Origin of the sequence: Delftia sp. WSY_12 (assembly GCF_043104645.1) — a bacterium.
Lineage (GTDB): Bacteria > Pseudomonadota > Gammaproteobacteria > Burkholderiales > Burkholderiaceae_C > Comamonas > Comamonas tsuruhatensis.
The window spans coordinates 402,400-423,861 of sequence record NZ_JBICKW010000022.1 but is presented as its reverse complement, the minus strand read 5'-3'; the positions used below and the strand labels follow the sequence as shown (position 1 = coordinate 423,861).

The following is a 21,462-nucleotide window of genomic DNA, read 5'->3' as shown; positions in this document are numbered from 1 at the left end:
GTCGGCTTTCACCAGGGCCGCGCGCGTCCGGGCTCAGTCGATCAGCCGCCCCTGCGCATCCCAGAACGGGTGCGGGCCGTCAAACTGGCCGCTGGCCACGGCATGGCTGACCAGCCGGCCGCCGTGCGGCAGGGCGTGCAGCATGAAGCCGGGCGGCTCCAGCGTCCAGGCCGATGCCGCATCGGGCGCCAGGTCCAGGCAGACCTGGTGGGCGGGCGCGGGCGAGGTCATGGCCACCGTGCCGCCGAAGGCGACCTGGATGCTGCGGTGCAGGTGGCCGCATATCACGCGCTGCACGTTGGGGTGGCGGCGCACCAGGTCTTCCAGCGCCTGCGCACCCTGCAGCAAGCCGATCTTGTCCATGTGGCCTATCAGGGTCTCGAAGGGCGGGTGGTGCATGGCGATCACCACGGGCCGGCCTTCGCTGGCGGTGAGTTGCAGCTCCAGCCATTGCAGGCGTTCCTCGCACAACGCGCCCTCGCTGTGACCGGGCACCACGGTGTCCAGCGCGATCAGCCGCAGCGCGCCAATGTCCACGGCGTACTGGATGAAGCCTTCGCTGCGCAGCCAGGTGTGCTCGGGAAAGGCGGTGCGCAGCGCGTCGCGGTCATCGTGGTTGCCGGGCAGCAGGTAGATGGGAAGCGTGCCCAGCGGCGCCAGCAGGCTGCGCAGGTGGGCGTATTCGGCGGGCCGGCCGAAGTCGGTCAGGTCGCCCGTGATCACCAGGGCATGCGGTGGCTGGGGCAGGGCGAGCACGCTTTGCACGCTGCTTTCCAGGTACCGGGCGGTATCGATGCGGCGGTAGGTCAGGCGGCCGGGTTCGCGGATGTGCAGGTCGGTGAGCTGGGCCAGGAAGGTGGTCATGGAGGGGCGGGAAGTGCGATGGCTTTCAGGCGTGGGCATGGTTGGGCATCCATTGGTGGGGGGCGATGCGCAAGGCCACGCGGTCGCCCGATTGCGCGGCGTGGTCGCGGGCCACGTCGGCCATCAGCGGCGTGTGGCCTGCCAGTTCCAGCGTGAGCTGCAGGCGATCGCCCAGAAAGACGCGGCGCGCCACCGATGCGGGCACGGCGCCCGGCGTGCCGGCGGCGCAGACCTCGATGTCTTCAGGGCGCAGCAGCAGCCGGGCCGCGCCCGTGCATTCGGCCGGGCAGGCCAGCTCCATGCCGGCCAGCGCCAGCCGGTTGCTGCGCGCATCGTCTTCGCTGCGTTCGACCTGGTTCACGCGTCCCAGGAAGGTGGCGACAAAGGGATGGGCCGGTCGGCGGTACAGGCTCTCACCGTCGCCCACCTGCAGGATGCGGCCTGCCTGCATGACGGCCATGCGGTCGGCAATGGCCATGGCCTCCTGCTGGTCGTGCGTGACGTGGACGGCGGTGATGCGCAGCTGGCGCAGCAGCTGGGCCAGCTCGTCGCGGAGGGTTTCCTTGAGCTTGGCGTCCAGTGCGGTCAGCGGCTCGTCCAGCAGCAGCACGCGCGGGCGCGATGCCACGGCGCGGGCCAGGGCCACGCGCTGGCGCTGGCCGCCGGACAGTTCGGCCGGGCGCTTGTGCTCCAGGCCGTTCAGGCGCACCAGGTCCACCAGTTCGCCCACCACGCGGCGCTGCTCCTGCTCGGACACGCCGCGTATGCGCAGGCCGTAGCCAATGTTGGCCTGCACGCTCATCTGCGGGAACAGCGCGTAGTGCTGGAACACCATGCCGACCTGGCGCTTTTCTATGGGCACGCGGGTGACGTCGGTGTCGCCGAAGGCGATGCGGCTGCCCGCATCCGGCGTCTCCAGCCCCGCGATGATGCGCAGCAGCGTGGTCTTGCCGCAGCCCGATGGGCCCAGCAGGGCCAGCACCTCGCCGGGCTCCACGCGCAGGTCGGTGGCCTGCAGGCCGCGGGTGCCGTCGGCATAGGTCTTGGCGCATTGCCGGATGTCGATGGCGACGCTGTTACTTTCCATAATGCTTCTCGATGAAATGCCCCAGCGCCTGCAGCAGCCACATCACGGGCAGGATGACGATGAGGAAGATGAGGGTGTAGGCCGAGCCCACCTCGATGCGCATGGACGCATAGCTGTCGGCCAGGCCCACGGGCAGGGTGCGCGTCAGCGGCGTGTGCAGCATCCAGGTCAGGTTGAACTCGCCCATGGACAGGGTGAACACCATCAGGCAGGCGGCCACGATGGCGGGCAGCACGGCAGGCACCAGCACGCCCAGGAAGCGCTGCGTGAACGAGGCGCCCAGGCTGCGCGCAGCCTCCTCCAGCGCCACCAGCTCCTGGCGGCGCAGCGCCGAGCCCACCATGCGCACCATGAAGGGCAGGGTGAACACCACATGGCCCACCAGGATGAAGGCAAAGCTCTGGCGGAAGGCGGCCACGCTGCCATAGGCCAGCAGCAGGGCCAGGGCGCTGGCCAGGCCCGGAATGGCTACGGGCAGCGTCAGCAGCTCCTCGAAATGCCGGGCCCAGGGCGAGCGGCTGCGCGCCAGCGCATAGGCGCAGGGCACGCCCAGCACCAAGGTCATGGCCACGCAGGCGCAGGCCAGCAGCAGCGACATCAGCACGGTATTGCCGTAGCCGGCCCAGACCTCGGCCAGCCAGCGCGTGGTCAATCCGCTGGACAGGCCCTGGCCGTAGTTCTGCACCAGCCCGGCCAGCACCGACAGCAGCATGGGCGCCAGCATGAACACGGTGACGGTGGCCGTCACCAGCCACATCAGCGGCGGCATTTTTGGCCGCCGGGCCGCCCCAAGGCAAAAAGCGGCCCCTTCGGGGGGCAGCGGACCTTGCGCTGCAAGGGCAGCGTGGGGGCTATTTTTTTGTGTGGTCCGCATGTTCAGACTCCCGAGGCGGCCGGGCCCGCCCAGCGCCCCGACAGCCACAGCACCAGCCAGGTGATCAGCCCCAGGCTGATCGACAGGCTGGCGGCCAGGGCGAAGTTGGCGTAGTTGGTGAACTCGTTGTAGATGGTGATGGGCAGCACCTCGAACTTGCTCGACAGCGTGAAGGCCGTGCCGAAGGCGCCGACCGACGTGGCGAACACGATGGCGCCGCAGGCCAGCGTGGTGGGCAGCAGCTGCGGCCACCACACATCGCGCGCCACGCGCCAGCCGTTGCCGCCCAGCGAGCGCGCGGCCTCCTCCAGGTGCGGGTCCAGCGCCTCGGCCGCTGCCGTGTAGGAGGCAATGGCGCGCGGCAGCGAGAAGTACAGGTAGCCCAGGAACAGGCCCAGCAGCCCGTAGGCGAAGGTGATCCGCTCGCCGCCCAGGGCCACCGACAGGTCGGCCAGCGCGCCCTGGCGCCCGCCCAGCAGGATGATGAAAAAGCCGATGATCACGCCCGGAAACGACAGCGGCAGCGTCAGCAGCGACAGCAGCAGGCCGCGCCCCGTGAAGCGGTGGCGCGCCAGCGCAATGCCCATCACCGCGCCGATCAGCAGCGTGGCCAGGGTCACGGCCAGCGACAGGGCCAGCGTCTGCAGCAGGCTTTGCAGGTACAGCGCGTCGGTCAGCGTGGCGAAGTAGGTGCGCCAGCCTTCACGCGCCGGCAGCGCCAGCAGCAGGCCGGCCGGCAGCAGCCAGAACGCCGCGAAGAAGGCCACGGCCGGCGCGCTGCAGGCCAGCAGCAGCGCGCGGGCGCGCCAGTCGCCTGGCGCTTGGGAGGGAATGCCCACGATGCAGTCCGCCCGGCTCAACGCACTTCACGCAGGTAGCGCGTGGAGAAGCCCTTTTGCACATCGGCCATCTTCTGGTAGTCCACCGAGGTGGCGCGTGCGTACTCGCTGGCGGGCAGGAAATGGCCGGCCACTTCCTTGGGCAGGGCCACGTCGCGCACCGGGCGCAGGTAGGCGTTGGCCCAGATGGACTGGCCCTTGTCGGACAGCACATAGTCCAGCACCTTCTTGCCGTTGTCCGTGTGCGGCGCCTTGTTCACCAGGCTCATCACATAGGGCATGACCACGGTGCCTTCCTTGGGGATCACGAAGTCCACGTCGGCCTTGTCCTTGTAGCGGGCGCGGTAGGCGTTGAAGTCGTAGTCCAGCAGGATGCCGATCTCGCCCGACAGCAGGCGTGCATACGAGGTCTGCTTGGGCACGATGGGCTCGTTCTTCTGCAGCTTCTTGAAGTAGTCGATGGCGGGCTGGAAGTTGTCCAGCGTGCCGCCCATGGCCTGGTTCACGGCCACGGCGCCCACATAGCCCACGAAGGCCGATGCCGGGTCCAGGTAGCCCACCAGGCCTTTGTATTCGGGCTTGAGCAGGTCTGCCCAGGACTGCGGCACGGGCTTGCCGCCCAGCGCCGCCTTGTTGACCATGAAGCCCAGCGTGCCCGAATGGATGGTCACCCACTCGCCCTTGGGGTCCTTGAGGCCGGCGGGAACCTGGTCCCAGTGGACGGGCTTGTAGGCGGCGACCACGCCGTCTTTCTGCGCCTGGATGGCGAAGGTCACGCCCAGGTAGGTCACATCGGCCACGGGGCTGGCCTTCTCGGCCACCAGCTGGGCCAGCGACTGGCCGGAGTTCTTGTTGTCGGGCGGCACGGTGATGCCGGTATCGGCCTTGATGGCCTTGATCTGCGTGCCCCAGTCGGCCCATTCGGGAGGGCAGTTGTAGCAGATGGCGCTCTGGGCCAGCGCCGTGCCGCAGACGGCAGTGGTGGCGGTCAGCAAGGCAAGGCGCTTGATGGAGGGCTTGAAGGAGAGCTTGAAGGGGAGGGCAGTCAGTTTCATGGTGCGTACTCGAAGAGGTGGGGGAGCGTTGGGAAGGGAAGGGCGCGGCCTTGGCTTGCGCGGGCCGCTGTTGCTGGTTTCAGAGCCGGCAGGACTCGCCGCTGCGCCAGCCATGCGGCAGGCACAGGCTGTCTTGCGCGGCCAGGGTTTTCTTGCCCGCCAGCGCATCGCACAGCAGGCGCACGCAGGCCGAGCCGATGTCTTGGTTGGGCTGGGAAATCGAGGCCAGCGAAGGCGTGAGATCGCCCGCCATGGCAATCCCGTCAAAGCCGACCACGCTGAGGTCCGCAGGCACGGAGAACCCGGCCAGCGATGCCGCGCGGATGGTGCGTATCGCCAGCAGATCGTTGCTGCAGACAATGGCCGTGGGCGGGGCCTGCTCGCTCAGGTGCTGCTGCAGCATCTGCACGGCCGTGGCGGCAAAGGGCACCTCCCAGACCGGCAGCGGCGACAGGCCTGCGGCCTGCATGCCCAGCGCATAGCCACGGCAGCGCTGCTGGGCGCGGTCGGACGCGCGCAACTGGCCCGTGACCATGCCGATGCGGCTGTGGCCTGCCGCAGCCAGGCGCAGCACCAGCTCCCTGACGGCGCCCGTGTTGTCCACGCCCACGCAGGCATGCTCATGGGTGTGGTGATAGGCCAGCACATAGGGCTTGCCGGCCTGGCGCACACGCGCCAGCGCCGCCGAATCGCCAGGGTTGGAGACCACCAGCACCAGCGCATCCACCCCGCTGGCCAGCAGCCGCGTGGTGGCCGCGTCTTCACCGGCGTGGTCGTATTCGGTGGTGCAAGGCGAAATCGCATAGCCGCGCAGCGCCGCCTGTGAGGCAATGCCCTGCAGGCACTCGGCAAACACCGGATTGGTGAGCGTGGGCAGCACCACGCCCAGCACCTTGCTGCTGCGCGTGCGCAGCGTGCGGGCGCTGGCATTGGCCACATAGCCCACTTCCTGCGCCACACGCAGCACCGTGCTGCGCGTTTGCGCATTGACCACCTCCGGCGAATTGAAAACCCGCGAAACAGTGGCGACGGACAGGCCCGCGCGGCGTGCAACCTCGGTGATGCTCATGGATGTAAACGATTTCTTGAAAACGTTTACATTGCACCCGCTGCGCGTGACGGTGCGGTGACGGAGATTTGAAGCTTTTGTGGCAGCCAGGCGTTTGGCGGCTTGGGCCCTGGCGTTGCCCGGTACCTAGACTGCCGTAGATGCAGCCCGCTGGCGCCGAATCCAGCTGATGAAGGCCGAAAGCTCTGCGTTGAAACGAGCTCTGGGTGCCTCGGGCGTCCTTGCCTGCGCCAGAAAGAAAGCCATGGACTGCGCCATGTCCGGATGGAGCTGCGCAAAGCAATCGGCGAACTCCTCCAGCGTGCGCGGCCAGAAGCCCCCTGAGCAGGGGCGCAGCACATTGGTGGCCCGGATCAGCTTGCGTGCGGCTTCGCGTTGCAGGCGCAGGGCCTCCATGTCGTCCCGGGTTGCAGCAATGCGCTGCAGGTAGTCGTTCAGCACCTGCACGTAGTCGCCATTGACGGCCTGTGCAATCGCCCTGGACGGCTCGAACGCCTCAAACTGCTGCGCCAGGTCTTCTCCATGGATGCAGCGGCACTCATGCTTGAGCCAGTAGCCCCAGCTGTAGAGATGGGCCGGGTCCAGCACCTCTTGCCGAGTGCCCAGGTCGAAATCGATCTTCACGACTTCTGTGTGACGTAGTTGCAGGTCCTGGCGCAGCTGCTCCAGTCGGGCGCTTTCCTGTCCACTAAGGGAGCGCACCAGCACCACCGTCAGGTCCAGGTCCGAGAAGCCCGCCCTTGCGCAGCCGCGCGCCACGCTGCCATACAGGTAGAGGCTGTCCAGCGCCTCGCCGAGGGCGCTGGCGATGGCTGCGCGCGCATCTGCCACCAAATCCACAAATTCCGGCTGGATGGGGGCTCTGACAAAGACTTCGAGAGTGCCAGCGGAGCCGAGGTTGTTCATTGGTCTTGCAGTAGTGGAATGGGAGGCACGGCTCTGAGCCAGTCTCCTGCGAACAAGCCTGGAGCCTACAGGTCCCCTTCAGGGTCAGGCATAGGATTTGTAGCGATTGGAAACCGCATGCATCCCAGCGTGCGGGCGTCCATCATAAAAACACAACTCCAAGCCTCCTATGTCTTCATTCGATACCCAACTGCTGCTCATCGCGCTGGCCAGCGTGCTGGTTCTGGTCGCGCTGATCGTCTCGCGCATCCGTCTTCATCCCCTGCTGGCGCTGCTGGTGGTTTCCATCGGCGTGGGCTTTGCCACCGGCATGGCGCCGGGCGAGATCGTCAAGAACCTCACCAACGGGGCCGGCAAGACGCTGGGTGCGGTGGGCGTGGTGATTGCCTTGGGCGCCATGCTGGGCAAGATCCTGGCGGACTCCGGCACCACCGAGCGGCTGGCCGGTGCCATCCTGCAGCGCACGTCCGAGCGCATGATTCCCTGGGCCATGACCCTGGTGGCCTTCGTGATCGGCATTCCCATGTTCTTCGAGGTGGGGCTGGTGGTCATGCTGCCGCTGATCTTCAGCGTGGCGCGCAAGCTGGAAAGCAATGAGCGCTTCAAGGGATCGGCCTATGTCTATGTGGGCGTGCCCGTGATCGCCGCGCTGGCCGCCATGCACGGCATGGTGCCGCCGCACCCCGGCCCGCTCACCGCCATTGCCACGCTGCACACCACGGTCGGCCCGACCATGCTGTACGGCTTTCTGGCCGTGATCCCCGCCATGGTGCTGGGCGGCCCGCTGTACGGCGCCTTCATCACGCCGCGCATGAGCACGCGCCCCGATGCAGCCCTGCTGGAGCAGTTCACATCAGGCAAGAAGGAAGGCGGGGAGGGCAGTGCGCCCAGCATCGGCATGGGCGTGCTGTGCGCCTTGCTGCCCGCGCTGCTGATGCTGGTGCATGCGCTGGCCGAGGTGCTTCTGCCCAAGGATTCGGGCCTGCTGCATGCGGCGGCCTTCCTGGGCAATCCGCTGGTGGCCATGCTGCTGGGCGTGGTGTTTGCCTCCATCACCCTGGGCTATCTGCGCGGCGCCGATGCCGAGAAGCTGCGAGACGCGCTGGGCCAGAGCCTCAAGCCCATCGCCGGCATCATGCTCATCATTGCGGGCGGCGGTGCGTTCCAGCAGATCCTGACCAGCGCCAAGGTGGGCGATGCCATCGTCCACATGACCCAGCAGTTCGCCCTGCCTCCGCTGGTGCTGGGCTGGATGATCGCCATGCTGCTGTCGGTGTCCACCGGCTCGGCCACCGTGGGCATCGTGGGCGCGGCTGGCCTGCTGGCGCCGCTGGCGGCCTCCGATCCTTCGCTGAACGTGCCGCTGCTGGCGCTGGCCATCGGCTGCGGCTCGCTGTTCTTCAACTATGCCAACCACGCGGGCTTCTGGATGGTGAAGGAGTCCTTCGGCATGAGCATGGGCGAGGCCACCAAGACCATTACCGTGGTGCAGTCCATCGTGTCCTTTGTGGGCCTGCTGATGGTGCTGCTGTTCAACCTGCTGCCCAAGCTGGGATAGGTGAAAGGCATGAGGCGGGCCGACGGCGGCCGCTTCGATGCCGCGGCAACCACCAAGGCAGTGCACTTCTTCCGGTTCGACTGCGAATTGCCCCAGTCGCGGCAGGGAAAATGCCGCCCCTTACAGGTGCGGTACCCGGCGCCGCTTCAACGCGGGTCCGGCAATTGACCTATACTGCTGGAGGTGCTGTCCTTGTTGTTCGCCTCCTCAGTGCCCGTCTGACATTCTTGCAGTCCCCGGACTGCCGTTGGCCGCCCACTGTGACGAAGTCCGCAACTGTCACTCCCATCGGCGAGCACCACGCGGGTCCAACACCCTTCCCCGGGCCCGCACTCTCCCTGCCACCTGCAGGGGCCTCTTTCCCTTTTTTCCGATGATCCGCTGCCTGTGTGCGGCGGTCATCCTGCGCTGGCCCAAGGCCGCAGCATGGTGCTGCACCGGCAACTTGCGGCGACGCACCCCTTTCAACATGTACTCACAGGAGTCCCATTGGCTAAAGAAGAACTGATCGAAATGCAAGGCCGGGTAGACGAAGTGCTGCCTGATTCCCGCTTCCGCGTAACGCTGGAAAACGGCCACCAGCTCATCGCCTATACCGGCGGAAAAATGCGCAAGCACCGCATCCGCGTGCTGGCCGGCGACAAGGTCACGCTCGAGATGTCGCCCTATGACCTGAACAAGGGCCGTCTCACGTTCCGTCATATTGAGCAACGCTCCGGCGGCGCCCCGGGCCAGCGCCCACCGCAGCGCCGCTGAGGTCTGCCAGCCCGCTCTTGCCTCGGAGCGGGCATGGGGGGTGCACAGAAAGGACCCGGCTTTGCGCCTGGTCCCATGGCCGGCAGCCCCGCCAGCCCGGCCGCCCGGGCGGCATCGGCCGGGACAGGCGAGTTCCCCGGCTTACTTGGACATTCCGTCCTTGCCCATGGAGTCCTTCTTCATTGCGTCCTTGGACATGCCATCCTTGTGCATGCCGTCCTTGTGCATGGAGTCCTTCTTCATTCCATCCTTTGACATGGAATCCTTCTTCATCCCGTCCTTGGACATGGAGTCCTTCTTCATCCCATCCTTGGACATGGAATCCTTGGTCATTGCGCCCTTGGACATGCCGTCCTTGGACATCTCATCCGCAGCGAATGCCGAGGTGGCGCCGGCCAGGGCGAGGCAGGCGGCGAGCACGGTGGTGGTGAACTTGGTCATTTGAGTCTTCCTTTGGATTAGCGGTTTGCAGGTTGCACAATCGGCCGGCCTTGCATGGCCCGGCCTCGCACCTTCGTTGGCGGCACAGCGGCTTGTGAGGCCGCTCAGCTGCCTCCGAACCAGTTGTAGCCCTGGTCTTCCCAGTAGCCGCCGGAGTAGGTGTTGGTGACGAACATGGCCTGGACGTGCTTCGGGTTCTTGTAGCCCAGCTTGGTGGGCATGCGAAGCTTCATCGGGAAGCCATATTTGGGCGGCAGGGGCTGCCCGTCGTAAGTCAATGCCATCAGCGTCTGCGGATGCAGGGCCGTGGCCATGTCGATGCTGGTGAAGTAGTCGTCCACGCACTTGAAGCCGACGTACTTGGCGCTGGTGTCGGCGCCTATATGGCGCAGGAAATCGGCGAAACGCACGCCGCCCCAGCGGCCTATGGCGCTCCAGCCCTCCACGCAGATATGGCGCGTGATCTGTTCTTCCTGCGGCATGGCGCGCAGCTCGGCCAGGCTCCAGGCATGGCGGTCGGCGACCATGCCGGTCACCTCCAGGCGCCAGCTGGCCCCATCCACCTCGCGCACCTCGTCCTCGCCGTAGTAGGCATTGAAGGGGAAGGGGCGCGTGATCTCGGCTGCTGAATAGGTGGGCGCCAGCCGCGTGGGGCTGAACAGCAGGCCCTGCACGCGGTCGTTGAAGCGCGATACCTGATTGAGCGCGGCCTCGACGTGGCTGTCATCGCTGATGCTGCAGCCCGTGAGCAGGGACAGGCCGCCCAGCGTCAGCGAGCGTTGCAAAAAGGCGCGGCGTGCGGGCTGGTCGAGCTTGCGGGCGATCAGCGAGCGTGCCTCGCGCACCACGGCCTCGCCATCGACGCCGGGCAGGGAAGGGGCTTTGAAGATTTTCATGGGGACTTGGGCGCACGGCCGTGGATCATGGTCAGGAAGGTCCGGGGCACCAGGGCGACCATTGCCAGGTGCACCACCACAAAGGCGACCAGCGCAGCCATGCCGAAGAAGTGCACGCGCCGTGCGGACTCATAGCCGCCCAGCAACTCGCGCAGCAGCGGAAACTGCACCGACTTCCACAGCACCAGGCCCGACAGCACGATCACCACCAGGTCCAGCACCACGAACAGGTAGGCCAGCTTTTGCACATGGTTGTAGCGGGCCGGGTCGGCATGCGAGAGCCGGCCCTTGAGGGCGGACACCAGGTCCTGCCGCACGCCCTGCACCGTGATGGGAAAGAACTTGCGCAGCCACCGGCCGCTGGCGATGTTCAGCAGCAGGTACAGCAATCCGTTGAACACCAGCAGCCACATGGCCGCGAAATGCCATTGCAGCGCCCCGCCCAGCCAGCCGCCCAGCGTGATCGAGCCCGGAAAGCTGAAATCAAAGAACGGCGCCGCGTTGTAGATGCGCCAGCCGCTGGTCACCAGGATGACCACGGCCAGCGCATTGAGCCAATGCGTCAGGCGCAGCCACAGCGGGTGGATGCGCTGGCCATCCTGGTGCTGTGCCGGTTGGGGGGTGATGAGGGCGGTGTTCATGGGTCCCATTGTTGGAGGGACCCTGTAGCGGATGTATCACGCAAACTTCAATTAATCGTGATAACTCCCAAGGCCGGCTCAGCCCGCCTGCGCGCACCCGGCCAGATAGTCCACCAGCGTGCGCGCCGCAGGCGATAGCCGGCTGCCGTCCCTGAAGCAGATGGCGAACTGCCGCCGCGCCCAGGCATCGGTGAGCGGCACCATGTTCACGCCTTGCACACCTTGCCCGCCCTGACCGGAGCCCGCCATGCCCAGGATCTCCCTGGGCATGATGGCCACGCCCAGGCCGGCGCGTACGCAGCGGATCGTGGCGTCGAAGGAGCTGACCACGGCGCGGTAATTGAGGGGCCGGCCGATGATGGCCGCCGCCCGCGCCAGCATGGTGTAGACGGCCGTGGAGGCGGGCAGGCCCACATGCTCGCAATCCAGCGTTTCGCTGAAGCTGCAGCTGTCGCGCAAGGCCAGCGGGTGGCCGGCCGGCACGGCCACGGCCAGGGTGTCGCAGCGGTAGGGCAGGGTCTGCAGGCCCTCCAGATCGGCCGCGTTCCAGCACACGCCCACCAGGGCCAGGCCTTCGCGGATGGAGCGGATGATTTCGCTGCTGGTCAGCTCCTCGATGTCCACGCGGATCTGCGCGTGCTCGGGCTTTTGCAGAAAGGCCGCAATGTCATCGGGCAGCGACTCGGCAATCGACGAGACCGAGGCCAGTATCCGCACCTGTCCCTTCACGCCATGCTGGTAGGCCGCCATGTCGCGGGCCGCGCGGTCGGCGCTGGCCAGCATGGCGCGTGCATGCTCCAGCAGCATCAGCCCGGCTGCCGTGGGCACCACGCCCCGGCGGTGGCGCTCCAGCAGCGGGGCCTGCACCTGCTCTTCCAGCAGCGCCATGCGCTTGCTGATGGCCGATGAGCCGATGTGCTGCTGCTCGCCCGCGCGGGCGATGTTGCCCAGGTCGCAGGCCGCGACAAAGAGCCGCAGGGTGGTCAGGTCCAGGTCTTTCATGGCGGTTATGGATTTCCATTCGGGAAACTCTGAGCCGAAAAATTATCGCTTCTGCACGCTTGTGGGAATGTCTAAAGTGCCATTCAAGACAAACCACCCCACGCGAACCTTCCCATGCCAGAACCCATCCGTGCCCCGCAGTCCGCCGTCATCCGCGAGGTCGGCCTGCGCGATGGCCTGCAAAGCATCCAGACCGTGCTGTCCACCGAGCGCAAGAAGGAATGGATACGCGATGCCTACGCTGCCGGCCAGCGCGAGATCGAAGTCGGCTCCTTCGTCCCCGCGCGCCTGCTGCCCCAACTGGCCGACACGGCCGAGCTGGTGGCCTATGCCCGAACGCTGCCGGGCCTGTTCGTCTCCGTGCTGGTGCCCAATCTGCGCGGTGCCGAAAGCGCCCTTGCCAGCGGGGCCGACCTGATGCTGGTGCCGCTGTCGGCCAGCCATGCCCACAGCCTGGCCAACCTGCGCAAGACGCCCGATGAGGTCGTGGCCGAGGTGGCCCGCATGCGTGCCGCACGCGATGCGGCGGGTTCGAAGATGCTGATCGAAGGCGGCATAGGCACGGCCTTCGGCTGCACGCTGCAGGGCCGGGTGGAACCGGCCGAGGTGCTGCGTTGCATGCAGGCCCTGCTGGACGCGGGGGCCGACCGCGTCAGCATGGCCGACACCGTGGGCCATGGCGGGCCGGGCCAGGTGCAATCGCTGTTCGAGCAGGCGCGGCGCATTGCGGGCGAACGCTTTTGGTGCGGCCACTTCCACGACACGCGCGGCCTGGCCCTGGCCAATGTGCATGCCGCACTGCAAACCGGCGTCACGCGCTTCGACGCCACGCTGGCCGGCATCGGCGGCTGCCCCCATGCGCCCGGCGCCAGCGGCAATGCCTCCACCGAAGACCTGGCCTTCATGCTGGCCACCATGGACATCGACACGGGCCTGGACATCGAGGCCCTGCTGCGCCTGCGCGCCAAGGTGGCCGCCTGGCTGGATGGCGAAAGCCTGCATGGCGCACTGTGGCGCGCGGGCCTGCCGCGCAGCGTCACCGCCGACGCAGCCACCGCCGCTGCATGAACCCATGAACCCCTTACCTTCCCACGAGCACACCTGTATGGCCACCGAACCCCAGCTGCCGCTGTCCGGCATCCGCGTCATCGAATTCACCCACATGGTCATGGGCCCCACCTGCGGCATGATCCTGGCCGACCTGGGCGCCGAAGTCATCAAGGTCGAGCCGCCGGGTGGCGACAAAACGCGCACGCTACCCGGCCTGGGCATCGGCTTTTTCCGCAGCTTCAACCGCAACAAGAAAAGCGTGGTGCTGGACATCACCACCGAAGCGGGCCGCGCCACCGCTGCCGAGCTGGCCGCTGGCAGCGATGTGGTACTGGAGAACTTCCGCCCCGGCCTCATGCAATCCCTGGGCCTGGACTACGCCACGCTGTCGCAGCGCGCGCCCGGCCTCATCTACGTCAGCCACAAGGGCTTTCTGCCCGGCCCCTACGAAAAGCGCCTGGCGCTGGACGAGGTGGTGCAGATGATGGGCGGCCTGTCGTACATGACCGGCCCTGTGGGCCGGCCGCTGCGCGCGGGCACCAGCGTCAACGACATCATGGGCGGCATGTTCGGCGCCATCGGCGTGCTCGCGGCCCTGCGCGAGCGTGAGCGCACCGGGCGCGGCCAGGAGGTGCAAAGCGCGCTGTTCGAGAACTGCGTCTTCCTGTCCTCCCAGCACATGCAGCAGTACCTGATGACGGGAGAGGCACCGCCGCCCATGCCCTCGCGCGTGTCGGCCTGGAGCGTCTACGACGTGTTCACCCTGGCCGGTGGCGAGCAACTGTTCATCGGCGCCGTCAGCGACAAGCAGTTCGCCACCCTGTGCCGCGTGCTGGGCCGCGCCGACCTGCTGCAGCGCCCCGAATACGCCGACAACGCCGCCCGCGTGGCCGTGCGCCCCCAACTGCTGGCCGAGCTGGGCGCCATCCTGGCCAGCCATGAATCGACCCGGCTCGCGCCGCAGCTGGAGGCCGCAGGCATTCCCTACGCGCCCATCACGCGGCCCGAGCAACTGGTGGACGACCCGCACCTGCGCCAAAGCGGCGGCCTGGCTTCCATGCAGACCGAAGACGGCGGCCAGACCGACGTGGTGCTGCTGCCCCTGCTCATGAACGGCCACCGTCCCGGCGTGCGCATGCCGCTGGCCGGGATTGGCGAGCACACCGAAGAAGTCCTCGGAGCCCTTGCATCACGGACCTGACAGCCATCCCCGGGCGCCGAAGGCCGCAGAAAAACCACCCCGGCGCGCATGAGACAACACAAAAAGGAGACAACCCCATGCACTCGTCCCATCCCTTCCGCCGCCGCACCCTGCTGGCCCTGGCCGGCGCATCGCTGGGGGCCGCTGCCCTGGGCGTGCGCGCTCAAAATGGCACGCCGCTGCGCGTCATCCTGCCCGTGGGGGCAGGCTCGGGCGCCGACACCATCGTGCGCTCGGCCCAGACTGCGCTGGTGCGCTCGCTGGGCGGCCAGCCCGTGGTCATGGAGAACCTGCCGGGCGCGGGCGGCATCACGGGAACGCAGGCCCTGGTCAAGGCGCCGGCCGATGGCAACACCATCGCCTTCATCTCCAACAACCACGCCGTCAACCCCAGCGTCTTCAAGAAGCTGCCCTACGACAGCCTGGCCGACATCACGCCGCTGTCCATCGTCGGCGGTTCGCCCTTCGTGCTGGTCGTCCACCCCAAGGTGGCGGCGCGCAATGCGCGCGAACTGCAGGCGCTCATGAAGGCGCGGCCCGGCGACCTCAACTACGCCTCGTCCGGCAACGGCACCATCTTCCACCTCGCGGCCGAAGTCTTTCTGGACGCGGCCGGCACCACGGCACGCCACATTCCCTACAAGGGCGTGGGCCAGATGGTGGTGGACCTGCTCAGCGGGCAGGTGGACTTCGGCGTGATCGCCGTGGGCACGGCGCAGGCGCACCTCAAATCCGGCGCGCTGCGTGCCATCGGCATCATGGGCCGCGAGCGCGTGGCATCGCTGCCCGATGTGCCCACCGTGGCAGAGCAGGGCTTTCCCGGCGTGGACATCGCCGGCTGGGTGGCCGCCATAGGCCCCAAGGGCATGCCGCCCGCCCAGGTGCGCCGCCTGCACGACAGCATCGCCTCTGCCTTTGCCGACCCCGAGGTCAAGGCCGGCTTTGCACGGCGCGACGAATACACCGTGCTCAACAGCCCCGAGGCGGCAGCCCAGTTCCTGCGCTCCGAGCAGGAACGCTTTGCGCGCCTGGTCAAGAAGGCCAATGTCACGCTGGAGTAAGTCCGGATGGCCCTGATCTGGTCGGCTGTATCCCTGTGGGCGAAGTTTCTGAACGCGCTGCTGCCTTGCGCGCAAGGCCCCACGGCCGCGCAGGCAGTCTTCAGATGGGTGTGAAAAGGTCCGGGTGGTACCGCTTTGCCGACATGCCCGAGGCATGGTCGATTCATGGGCATCGTTGACATGTACTGGCAGGGTGGATATCTTTGATATATCCAAAGGAGTTGAATATGCCGACCCGCACAAACGCCAACCAGATTGCCTTCCGCTACCGCGCAGTGGACAGCGCCACCGGCGTCACGCGAGAAACCGCCAAGCGCCTGGCCGAGCATCTTGGTGTTGATGAAACGCAGGCGATACACCGTGCGCTGCATGAGCTTGCCGTACGCATGCTGCCGCAGTACGAGGCGGATGACGGCCCCTTGACGGCAGCCCAGGTCAGGCAAATCAAGAAAAAAGTGCCGCAAGGAGAGCAACGCTCGGTGAAGTCGAGCTTGTTCGACTTGGAGACGCTGTGACCGCGCCTTGGTGGGATGAGCCCACGGCGGGCGACATCGTCTGGTGCTATTTCCCGCAAGACATCATTCCCGGGCCCAAGCCTCGGCCCGCGCTGATCCTGGTGGTCTTCGATGACGATGCTCCGCAGTTCACCGTACGAGTCGCCTACGGCACCAGCCAGCGCACTACCACGCTGTACAAGGGCGAGTTCGCCATCCTGCGCGAGCGCAATCCCGTGGCCTATGCGGCTGCCGGGTTGAGCTATGACACGAAATTCAATCTCAAGCAGGCCCTGGATCTGCCGTATACGGCAGAGTGGTTTGCAGTGCCGCCTGCAGCTCCCCATGGACAGACGCCCAAGTTGGGAGTCCTGCATCCTTCCCTTGTGCGCGCGGTGCAGGCCGCTTATCAGGCAGTGTCCAAATAAGCAGGGTCCTGCCACGGCCGCCGGGCTTGCCCTGTGTCGCAGGTGCCTTGCCCGATGGGGATCAACAAGCTGATGGTGGACAATGGCAAGGAGTTCACGTACGCCTTGTCCGCAGGCAATGTAAGCCGGGTGCAGCCATCAGACGATGTTGCAGAACCCACGTCCACTTCTCCCAATTTCCCCCCAGATTGGTCGCAAGAATTCCTTGGCAACTCCAGGAAAAGACCATGATTGATTTCTCGCAAACCAACGCTTCACGCATTCGCCCGGCCCTTGTGCTGGCTGTGGCGGCCTTCGCGGCGGCCTGCAGCCATGCGCAGGGCTACGGGGGGCACGGCAATCCGCCGTCGCCGCCGCCCGAGGCCTATACGGCCTGCCAGGGCAAGGCCGAGGGCGACAGCGTGACGCTGACCATGCCCGATGGCAAGACGCTGGCCGGCACCTGCCGCAGCCTGAACGGGCAGCTGGTGGCCATGCCGGCCGGCGGGCCCGGCGCAGGCGGGCCGCCGCCCCATCCGCAGCAGTGATCGCGTGGCCCGGCGGGCCACGCCGCCGGGCTGTCTGCAAACCCACGGGTCTGCGCACAGGCCCTCATGAAAAAGCCATCCCATGAACCACTCTCACGATGCCCATGATCTTGCCCACGACCTGGGCCTTCAGCACGATCTGCAAGTCATGGCGCGCCGCCTGCTCGACCGGCGCCGCATGCTGGGCCTGATGGCCTCTGGCGGCGCTGCAGCGCTTCTGTCCGCCTGTGGCGGCGGTGGTGATTCCAGTGATTCGACAGGAACCGGCACGGGCACCGGATCCGGGACAGGCACCGACACGGGTACGGGCACCGACACGGGCACAGGTACTGGAACCACGACCGGCACCTGCATGGTCGATCCCACGGAAACCGAAGGCCCTTACCCCGCCGACGGCTCCAACGGCTCGCGCGGCAGCCTGGTCAACGTGCTGTCGCAAAGCGGCGTAGTGCGCAGCGACCTGCGCAGCAGCTTTGGCGGCATGAGCGGCACGGCTGCGGGCCTGCCGCTGACGCTCAAGATCACCCTGGTCAACGTCAGCACCAACTGCAGCCCGCTGGAAGGCTATGCCATCTACCTGTGGCATTGCACCCGCGAGGGCGAGTATTCGCTGTACTCCACCGACCTGCTCAACCAGAACTTCCTGCGCGGCGTGCAGGCGACGGACAGCAATGGCGAATGCACCTTTGTGACCATCTTCCCGGGCTGCTATGACGGGCGTTGGCCGCACATGCACTTCGAGGTGTTCCGCAGCCTCAACACGGCCGGCAGCTACACCAACAAGCTGCTGACCTCGCAGATGGCCATGCCCAAGGACGTGGCCAGCGCCGTCTATGCCGGTGTCAGCGGCTACAGCGCCAGCGTCTCCAACCTGTCGCGGGTCAGCGTGACATCGGACAATGTCTTCGGCGACAACACCAGCGAGCAGATCGCCTGGCAGACGCCCACCTTCACCGGAGACACCACCAATGGCCACACCGCCACGATATCCATCGGCATTGCCGTCTGACGCAGCAACTGAATGAGCCTCCGCCTCCCGCGCCTGAAGCTGCAGCACAAGGCCTTCTTCGCCCTGGCCGTGCTGCTGGTGGCCCTGCTGCTGGTGTTTCTCGGGTTCTCCCGCCTGGGCCTGCAGCGGGGCTTGGGGCCCTACATGGCCGAGGTGGAGCTGACCGGCATGGACGGGCTGGCCGAGCGGCTGGTCCAGCACCATGAGCAAAACGGCGGCTGGGATGCGGCGTGCGCCAACCCCGGTTTCTGGCGCGACATGGTGCGCCCGGGCGCAGGCATGGGCCGGGGCTTTCCTGCGGGCGAGCCCGGGCCACGGCCCCCCATGCCCATGCCCATGCCGGAGCCGAGGCCTGGTTTTGAGGGAAGCCACGGCCCGGGGCCGGGCCCGGAGTTTCCACCGCCACCGGGGCCGGAAGGCGGGGAGCGTGCCGATCGCTCAGATCGATCAGATCGCTCCGACCGTACAGATCGCCCAGACCGCCCAGGCCCGCCGCCAGACCGCCCGTTCGGCGGCCCGTGGGCGCGCGTGGGCCTGCTGGATGCCCAGGGCCAGCTCATCTCCGGCATGGCGCCGCAGCCCGGTGCGGCGCACCGCGTTCTGCGCGCCGCCAACGGGCAGGCCATTGGCGAGATCGTGCTGTCCCCCGTGCAGACCGGGCAGGGCATGCAGCGCGACCTGGACCGCGCCTTCCTCGCGCAGCAGATGGGTTTTGTGGCCTGGACCGGGCTGGCCGGCCTGCTGCTGGCGCTGCTGCTGTCGGCCTGGCTCACGCGGCGCTGGCTGGAGCCGCTGACCGCCTTCGTCGATGGCCTGCGCGGCATTGCGGCCGGGCGGCTGGACACGCGCGTGGCCATCAAGGGCGATGCCGAACTGGCCCGCCTTGCGGAAACCTTCAACGACATGGCCGTGCAGCTGGCCACCATGGAAGCCTCGCGCCAGCGCTGGCTGGCCGACGTGGCGCATGAGCTGCGCACGCCCCTGTCCACCATGCGCGCCGAGGTCGAGGCCGTGCAGGACGGCGTGCTGCCCCTGGACGACCGCATGGCGCTGCGCCTGCACCGGCAGATCATGCGGCTGATACGGCTGGTCAGCGACCTGCGCGTGAGCCTGGACGACCCGCAGGCCCTGCACGGCTCGGGCCATGTGCCCGTGCATGTGCTGACCCCGCTGGGCGAGGCGCTGGACGGCGCGCGGCCCGGCTTCGAGCAGGTGGGCATCGGCCTGGACCGCTCCACCGTGGACCAGCTGGCCGCGCGCGTTCCGCCGCCGCTGGTGCAGGGCGACCCGCACCGGCTCCACCAGGTGTTTGCCAACCTGCTGGAAAACAGCCTGCGCTACACGGCTGCGGGCGGGCGGCTGCAGGTGTCCGCCGAAATCGTCCAGATGCAGGACCGCAGCATGCTGCAGCTGTGCTGGGACGACACGGCTCCCGGCGTGGCCAGCCAGCACCTGCCGCGCCTGTTCGACCGCCTCTATCGCGTGGACGCCTCCCGCGTGCGCGATGGCGACGGCCTGGGCGGCTCCGGCCTGGGGCTGGCCATCTGCCGCACCATCGTCCAGGCCCATGGCGGCAGCATCGAGGCCGCTGCCTCGCCGCTCGGCGGCCTGCGCATCACGCTGTGGCTGCCCTTGCTGGAAAATCCCGCGCCATGAAGCCTGCACGCATCCTCCTGGTCGAAGACGAAACCGACATGGCCGCCATCGTCATCGACTACCTGCGCCATGCAGGCTACGAAGTCGAGCACATCCGCCACGGGCGCGAGGCGCTGGACCGCATGCTGCGCTCCCCGCCCGACCTCACCGTGCTGGACATCATGCTGCCGGGGCTGGACGGCCTGGACATCCTGCGCCAGTTCCGCCCCCACAGCGCCAGCCCCGTCATCCTGCTCACCGCGCGTGTCGAGGAAATGGACCGCCTGCTGGGCCTGGAGCTGGGTGCGGACGACTACATCTGCAAACCCTTCGCCCCGCGCGAAGTCGTGGCCCGCGTCAAGGCCGTGCTGCGCCGCAGTGCCGGCCCCGTCCCCGCGCAGCAACGCCTGACGCTGCTGCCCGAGCAGGGCCGTGCCATGCTCAACGGCAGCGTGCTGCCGCTGACCAAGCGGGAGCTGACCTTGCTGCAGGCCCTGATGCGCCAGCCCGGCCGCCTCTACTCCCGCGCGCAGCTGCTGGAGCTGGCCTGCGCCGACACGCTGGACGTGAACGAACGCGCCATCGACAGCCACATCAAGAACCTGCGCAAAAAGCTCAAGGCGGCGGACGATCGCCATGAGTGGATTCGCTCCGTGTACGGCGTGGGCTTTGCGTTCGAGCCCGATGGCGGGTCCGACACGCGGGTGCAGTGAAGGCCAGGCGAGGGCAGGGCGCAGCCCCTACCTCGACTCGTCGAGGTGCTCCATGAACGTGGTGCCCGTGTAGCGGGAGCGGAACAGGCCGGCCTCCACCAGGCGCGGCACCAGTTGCTCCAGCACGCAATGCAGGGACTCGACGGAGCCGCCGGGCGCGGCCAGAAAGCCGTCGATGGCGCCGGCAGCGCTCCACTCGGTGATCTGCGCCACGGCATCGTCCACCGTGCCGACCACCTGCCAGTGCGCGGCGGAGAGGATTTCCGGCCGCTGCAGCAGCTCGTCAATGCGTAATGACTCGCGCTCCATCAGGCGCCTGAGCAGGCCCGCATGCGTGCGGCTGGACGGGGTTGCCACGGGCGGCGGAAGGTCGGCTGCGGTGATCGGCCGGTCTGCGGGCCAGTCCGTCAGGTCCAGGCCGACCATGGCCTTGATCGATGCCAGCTTGCGGCCCCTGTCCACCCGGCCGTGCGTCTGCTGGAACATCTCCCGGGCCTGCTCGCGGGTGTCGGCCAGGTACAGGCTCAGGCCGGGCAGCAGGCGCACATCCTGCGCTTGGCGGCCATGGCGCTGGGCGCGCCGAGACAGGTCCCGGCGCAGCTCCAGCGCCGCGTCCAGGTCCGGCGTGGGGGCGAAAACAATGTCTGCCACCGATGCGGCAAAGTCGCGCCCGGTGCTGGACGCGCCCGCCTGCACCAGCGGAATGCGCGGGCCGCCGAACTCCGGCAGGTTCAGCGGGCCGCGCACCTTCAGGTGCGGTCCCTCGTGGTCTATGGGGTGGACCAGCGAGGCATCGGCGTAGCGGCCGCTGTCCCGGTCGATCTTCAAGGCCTCGTTGGGGAAGCTGGCCCACAGCCGGCGCACCACGTCGGTGAATTCTGCGGCCCGCGCATAGCGTTCATCGGCATCGGGCATGGCCTGCAGCCCGAAGTTCTCGTGGCCCTGCAGGGCCGTGACGATGTTCCACCCGGCGCGGCCGTTGCTGATCCAGTGCAGCGACTGCAGCTGGCGCGCCACCGCATAGGGCGGGAAAAACGTGGTCGATACCGTGGACACCAGGCCGATGCGCGAGGTCTCGCGCGCCAGCGCGGCCATCAGCACCGTGGGGTCCAGGCTGGCGAAGCCCGCGCCCGTCTCCAGCGCTTCCATGGGCAGAAAGCTCACGTCCGGGCGGAAGACGAAGTCCAGGTGCGCGGCCTCGGCGCGCCGGGCCAGGTCCAGGGCGAAGTCGCTGGAGTACAGCCCTTCGATATTGCTGCCGGGCCGCCGCCAGGCGTCGCCGCTCAGCCAGGTGGGGGCCAGCGAAAGGCCGATGTGCAGGGGTTTGCGGGGTGTCATGTCTGCTGTCATTCCCAT

At 67.6% G+C, this 21,462-nt stretch carries 23 protein-coding genes; 11 read left to right on the top strand and 12 right to left on the bottom strand.

Annotated elements, in window-relative coordinates; translation table 11 throughout:
* Positions 1 to 33: 33 nt before the first annotated feature.
* The 7 genes from ACF8LI_RS14280 to ACF8LI_RS14250 all read right to left on the bottom strand — a co-directional run bounded on the left by ACF8LI_RS14280 (position 34) and on the right by ACF8LI_RS14250 (position 6,694).
* Positions 34 to 903 (bottom strand): phosphodiesterase, encoded by an 870-nt coding sequence (locus ACF8LI_RS14280; protein ID WP_392414209.1) that lies wholly within the window; start codon positions 901 to 903, stop codon positions 34 to 36.
* Entirely contained in the window at positions 890 to 1,951 is a 1,062-nt protein-coding gene (locus tag ACF8LI_RS14275; RefSeq protein ID WP_043822683.1) for an ABC transporter ATP-binding protein, read from the bottom strand. The genes ACF8LI_RS14280 and ACF8LI_RS14275 overlap by 14 nt, the downstream gene beginning before the upstream one ends.
* Positions 1,941 to 2,708 carry an ABC transporter permease gene (locus tag ACF8LI_RS14270; RefSeq protein WP_183019367.1) on the bottom strand — a complete coding sequence of 256 codons (768 nt, stop codon included), beginning with the start codon at positions 2,706 to 2,708 and terminating at the stop codon, positions 1,941 to 1,943. Before ACF8LI_RS14270 ends, ACF8LI_RS14275 begins: the two co-directional genes overlap by 11 nt.
* 119 nt (positions 2,709 to 2,827) lie before the next feature.
* Positions 2,828 to 3,685, bottom strand: coding sequence for an ABC transporter permease (locus ACF8LI_RS14265; protein WP_392414208.1), 858 nt, complete (start codon positions 3,683 to 3,685; stop codon positions 2,828 to 2,830).
* Positions 3,682 to 4,719, bottom strand: coding sequence for an ABC transporter substrate-binding protein (locus ACF8LI_RS14260; RefSeq protein WP_392414207.1), 1,038 nt, complete (start codon positions 4,717 to 4,719; stop codon positions 3,682 to 3,684). Before ACF8LI_RS14260 ends, ACF8LI_RS14265 begins: the two co-directional genes overlap by 4 nt.
* Positions 4,720 to 4,798: 79 nt before the next feature.
* Positions 4,799 to 5,788, bottom strand: a complete 990-nt coding sequence (locus tag ACF8LI_RS14255; RefSeq protein WP_392414206.1) for a LacI family DNA-binding transcriptional regulator — start codon at positions 5,786 to 5,788, stop codon at positions 4,799 to 4,801.
* Positions 5,789 to 5,914: 126 nt separating this feature from the next.
* Positions 5,915 to 6,694 (bottom strand): nucleotidyltransferase domain-containing protein, encoded by a 780-nt coding sequence (locus ACF8LI_RS14250; protein WP_392429825.1) that lies wholly within the window; start codon positions 6,692 to 6,694, stop codon positions 5,915 to 5,917.
* A gap of 169 nt (positions 6,695 to 6,863) precedes the next feature.
* On the opposite strand from ACF8LI_RS14250, the gene ACF8LI_RS14245 reads away from it, so the two are divergent.
* Together ACF8LI_RS14245 and infA are read left to right on the top strand one after the other, a co-directional pair.
* A complete protein-coding gene (locus ACF8LI_RS14245; protein ID WP_017407212.1) occupies positions 6,864 to 8,252 on the top strand; it encodes a GntP family permease in 1,389 nt (462 codons plus the stop codon).
* A gap of 489 nt (positions 8,253 to 8,741) precedes the next feature.
* Positions 8,742 to 9,008 (top strand): translation initiation factor IF-1, encoded by a 267-nt coding sequence (gene infA / locus ACF8LI_RS14240; RefSeq protein WP_016448120.1) that lies wholly within the window; start codon positions 8,742 to 8,744, stop codon positions 9,006 to 9,008.
* A gap of 141 nt (positions 9,009 to 9,149) precedes the next feature.
* Here the strand turns inward: infA and ACF8LI_RS14235 are convergent, their stop codons facing one another.
* The 4 genes from ACF8LI_RS14235 to ACF8LI_RS14220 form a co-directional block, all read right to left on the bottom strand.
* Positions 9,150 to 9,449: a pentapeptide MXKDX repeat protein gene (locus ACF8LI_RS14235; protein ID WP_016448119.1), complete on the bottom strand. Its 300-nt coding sequence runs from the start codon at positions 9,447 to 9,449 to the stop codon at positions 9,150 to 9,152.
* A 104-nt stretch (positions 9,450 to 9,553) separates the two neighbouring features.
* Complete coding sequence (locus ACF8LI_RS14230) at positions 9,554 to 10,345, bottom strand: molybdopterin-dependent oxidoreductase (RefSeq protein WP_074923934.1); 792 nt, start codon at positions 10,343 to 10,345, stop codon at positions 9,554 to 9,556.
* Positions 10,342 to 10,995 (bottom strand): cytochrome b/b6 domain-containing protein, encoded by a 654-nt coding sequence (locus tag ACF8LI_RS14225; RefSeq protein WP_043791287.1) that lies wholly within the window; start codon positions 10,993 to 10,995, stop codon positions 10,342 to 10,344. Before ACF8LI_RS14225 ends, ACF8LI_RS14230 begins: the two co-directional genes overlap by 4 nt.
* 69 nt (positions 10,996 to 11,064) lie before the next feature.
* A complete protein-coding gene (locus ACF8LI_RS14220) occupies positions 11,065 to 11,988 on the bottom strand; it encodes a LysR family transcriptional regulator (protein WP_046983529.1) in 924 nt (307 codons plus the stop codon).
* A 114-nt stretch (positions 11,989 to 12,102) separates the two neighbouring features.
* Here ACF8LI_RS14220 and ACF8LI_RS14215 point away from each other — a divergent pair, with 114 nt between their 5' ends.
* The 9 genes from ACF8LI_RS14215 to ACF8LI_RS14175 all read left to right on the top strand — a co-directional run bounded on the left by ACF8LI_RS14215 (position 12,103) and on the right by ACF8LI_RS14175 (position 20,106).
* Complete coding sequence (locus ACF8LI_RS14215; RefSeq protein ID WP_392414205.1) at positions 12,103 to 13,056, top strand: hydroxymethylglutaryl-CoA lyase; 954 nt, start codon at positions 12,103 to 12,105, stop codon at positions 13,054 to 13,056.
* Between the two features lie 37 nt (positions 13,057 to 13,093).
* The gene (locus ACF8LI_RS14210) at positions 13,094 to 14,239 is read left to right on the top strand and encodes a CaiB/BaiF CoA transferase family protein (protein ID WP_392414204.1); all 1,146 of its coding nucleotides are present in this window, start codon (positions 13,094 to 13,096) and stop codon (positions 14,237 to 14,239) included.
* A 77-nt stretch (positions 14,240 to 14,316) separates the two neighbouring features.
* Positions 14,317 to 15,300: a tripartite tricarboxylate transporter substrate binding protein gene (locus ACF8LI_RS14205; protein WP_392414203.1), complete on the top strand. Its 984-nt coding sequence runs from the start codon at positions 14,317 to 14,319 to the stop codon at positions 15,298 to 15,300.
* A gap of 227 nt (positions 15,301 to 15,527) precedes the next feature.
* On the top strand, positions 15,528 to 15,815 hold the full coding sequence (locus ACF8LI_RS14200; protein WP_016453658.1) for a hypothetical protein: 288 nt from the start codon (positions 15,528 to 15,530) through the stop codon (positions 15,813 to 15,815).
* The gene (locus ACF8LI_RS14195; protein WP_043791292.1) at positions 15,812 to 16,222 is read left to right on the top strand and encodes a hypothetical protein; all 411 of its coding nucleotides are present in this window, start codon (positions 15,812 to 15,814) and stop codon (positions 16,220 to 16,222) included. The genes ACF8LI_RS14200 and ACF8LI_RS14195 overlap by 4 nt, the downstream gene beginning before the upstream one ends.
* A gap of 227 nt (positions 16,223 to 16,449) precedes the next feature.
* Positions 16,450 to 16,749, top strand: coding sequence for a hypothetical protein (locus ACF8LI_RS14190; protein WP_392414202.1), 300 nt, complete (start codon positions 16,450 to 16,452; stop codon positions 16,747 to 16,749).
* Positions 16,750 to 16,831: 82 nt separating this feature from the next.
* Positions 16,832 to 17,758 (top strand): intradiol ring-cleavage dioxygenase, encoded by a 927-nt coding sequence (locus tag ACF8LI_RS14185; RefSeq protein ID WP_392414201.1) that lies wholly within the window; start codon positions 16,832 to 16,834, stop codon positions 17,756 to 17,758.
* 12 nt (positions 17,759 to 17,770) lie between these two features.
* Entirely contained in the window at positions 17,771 to 19,414 is a 1,644-nt protein-coding gene (locus tag ACF8LI_RS14180) for an ATP-binding protein (protein WP_392414200.1), read from the top strand.
* The gene (locus tag ACF8LI_RS14175; protein WP_374005384.1) at positions 19,411 to 20,106 is read left to right on the top strand and encodes a response regulator; all 696 of its coding nucleotides are present in this window, start codon (positions 19,411 to 19,413) and stop codon (positions 20,104 to 20,106) included. Before ACF8LI_RS14180 ends, ACF8LI_RS14175 begins: the two co-directional genes overlap by 4 nt.
* Positions 20,107 to 20,133: 27 nt before the next feature.
* Here ACF8LI_RS14175 and ACF8LI_RS14170 read toward each other — a convergent pair whose 3' ends face one another.
* Entirely contained in the window at positions 20,134 to 21,444 is a 1,311-nt protein-coding gene (locus ACF8LI_RS14170) for an NtaA/DmoA family FMN-dependent monooxygenase (RefSeq protein WP_034399462.1), read from the bottom strand.
* Between the last annotated feature and the right edge of the window lie 18 nt (positions 21,445 to 21,462).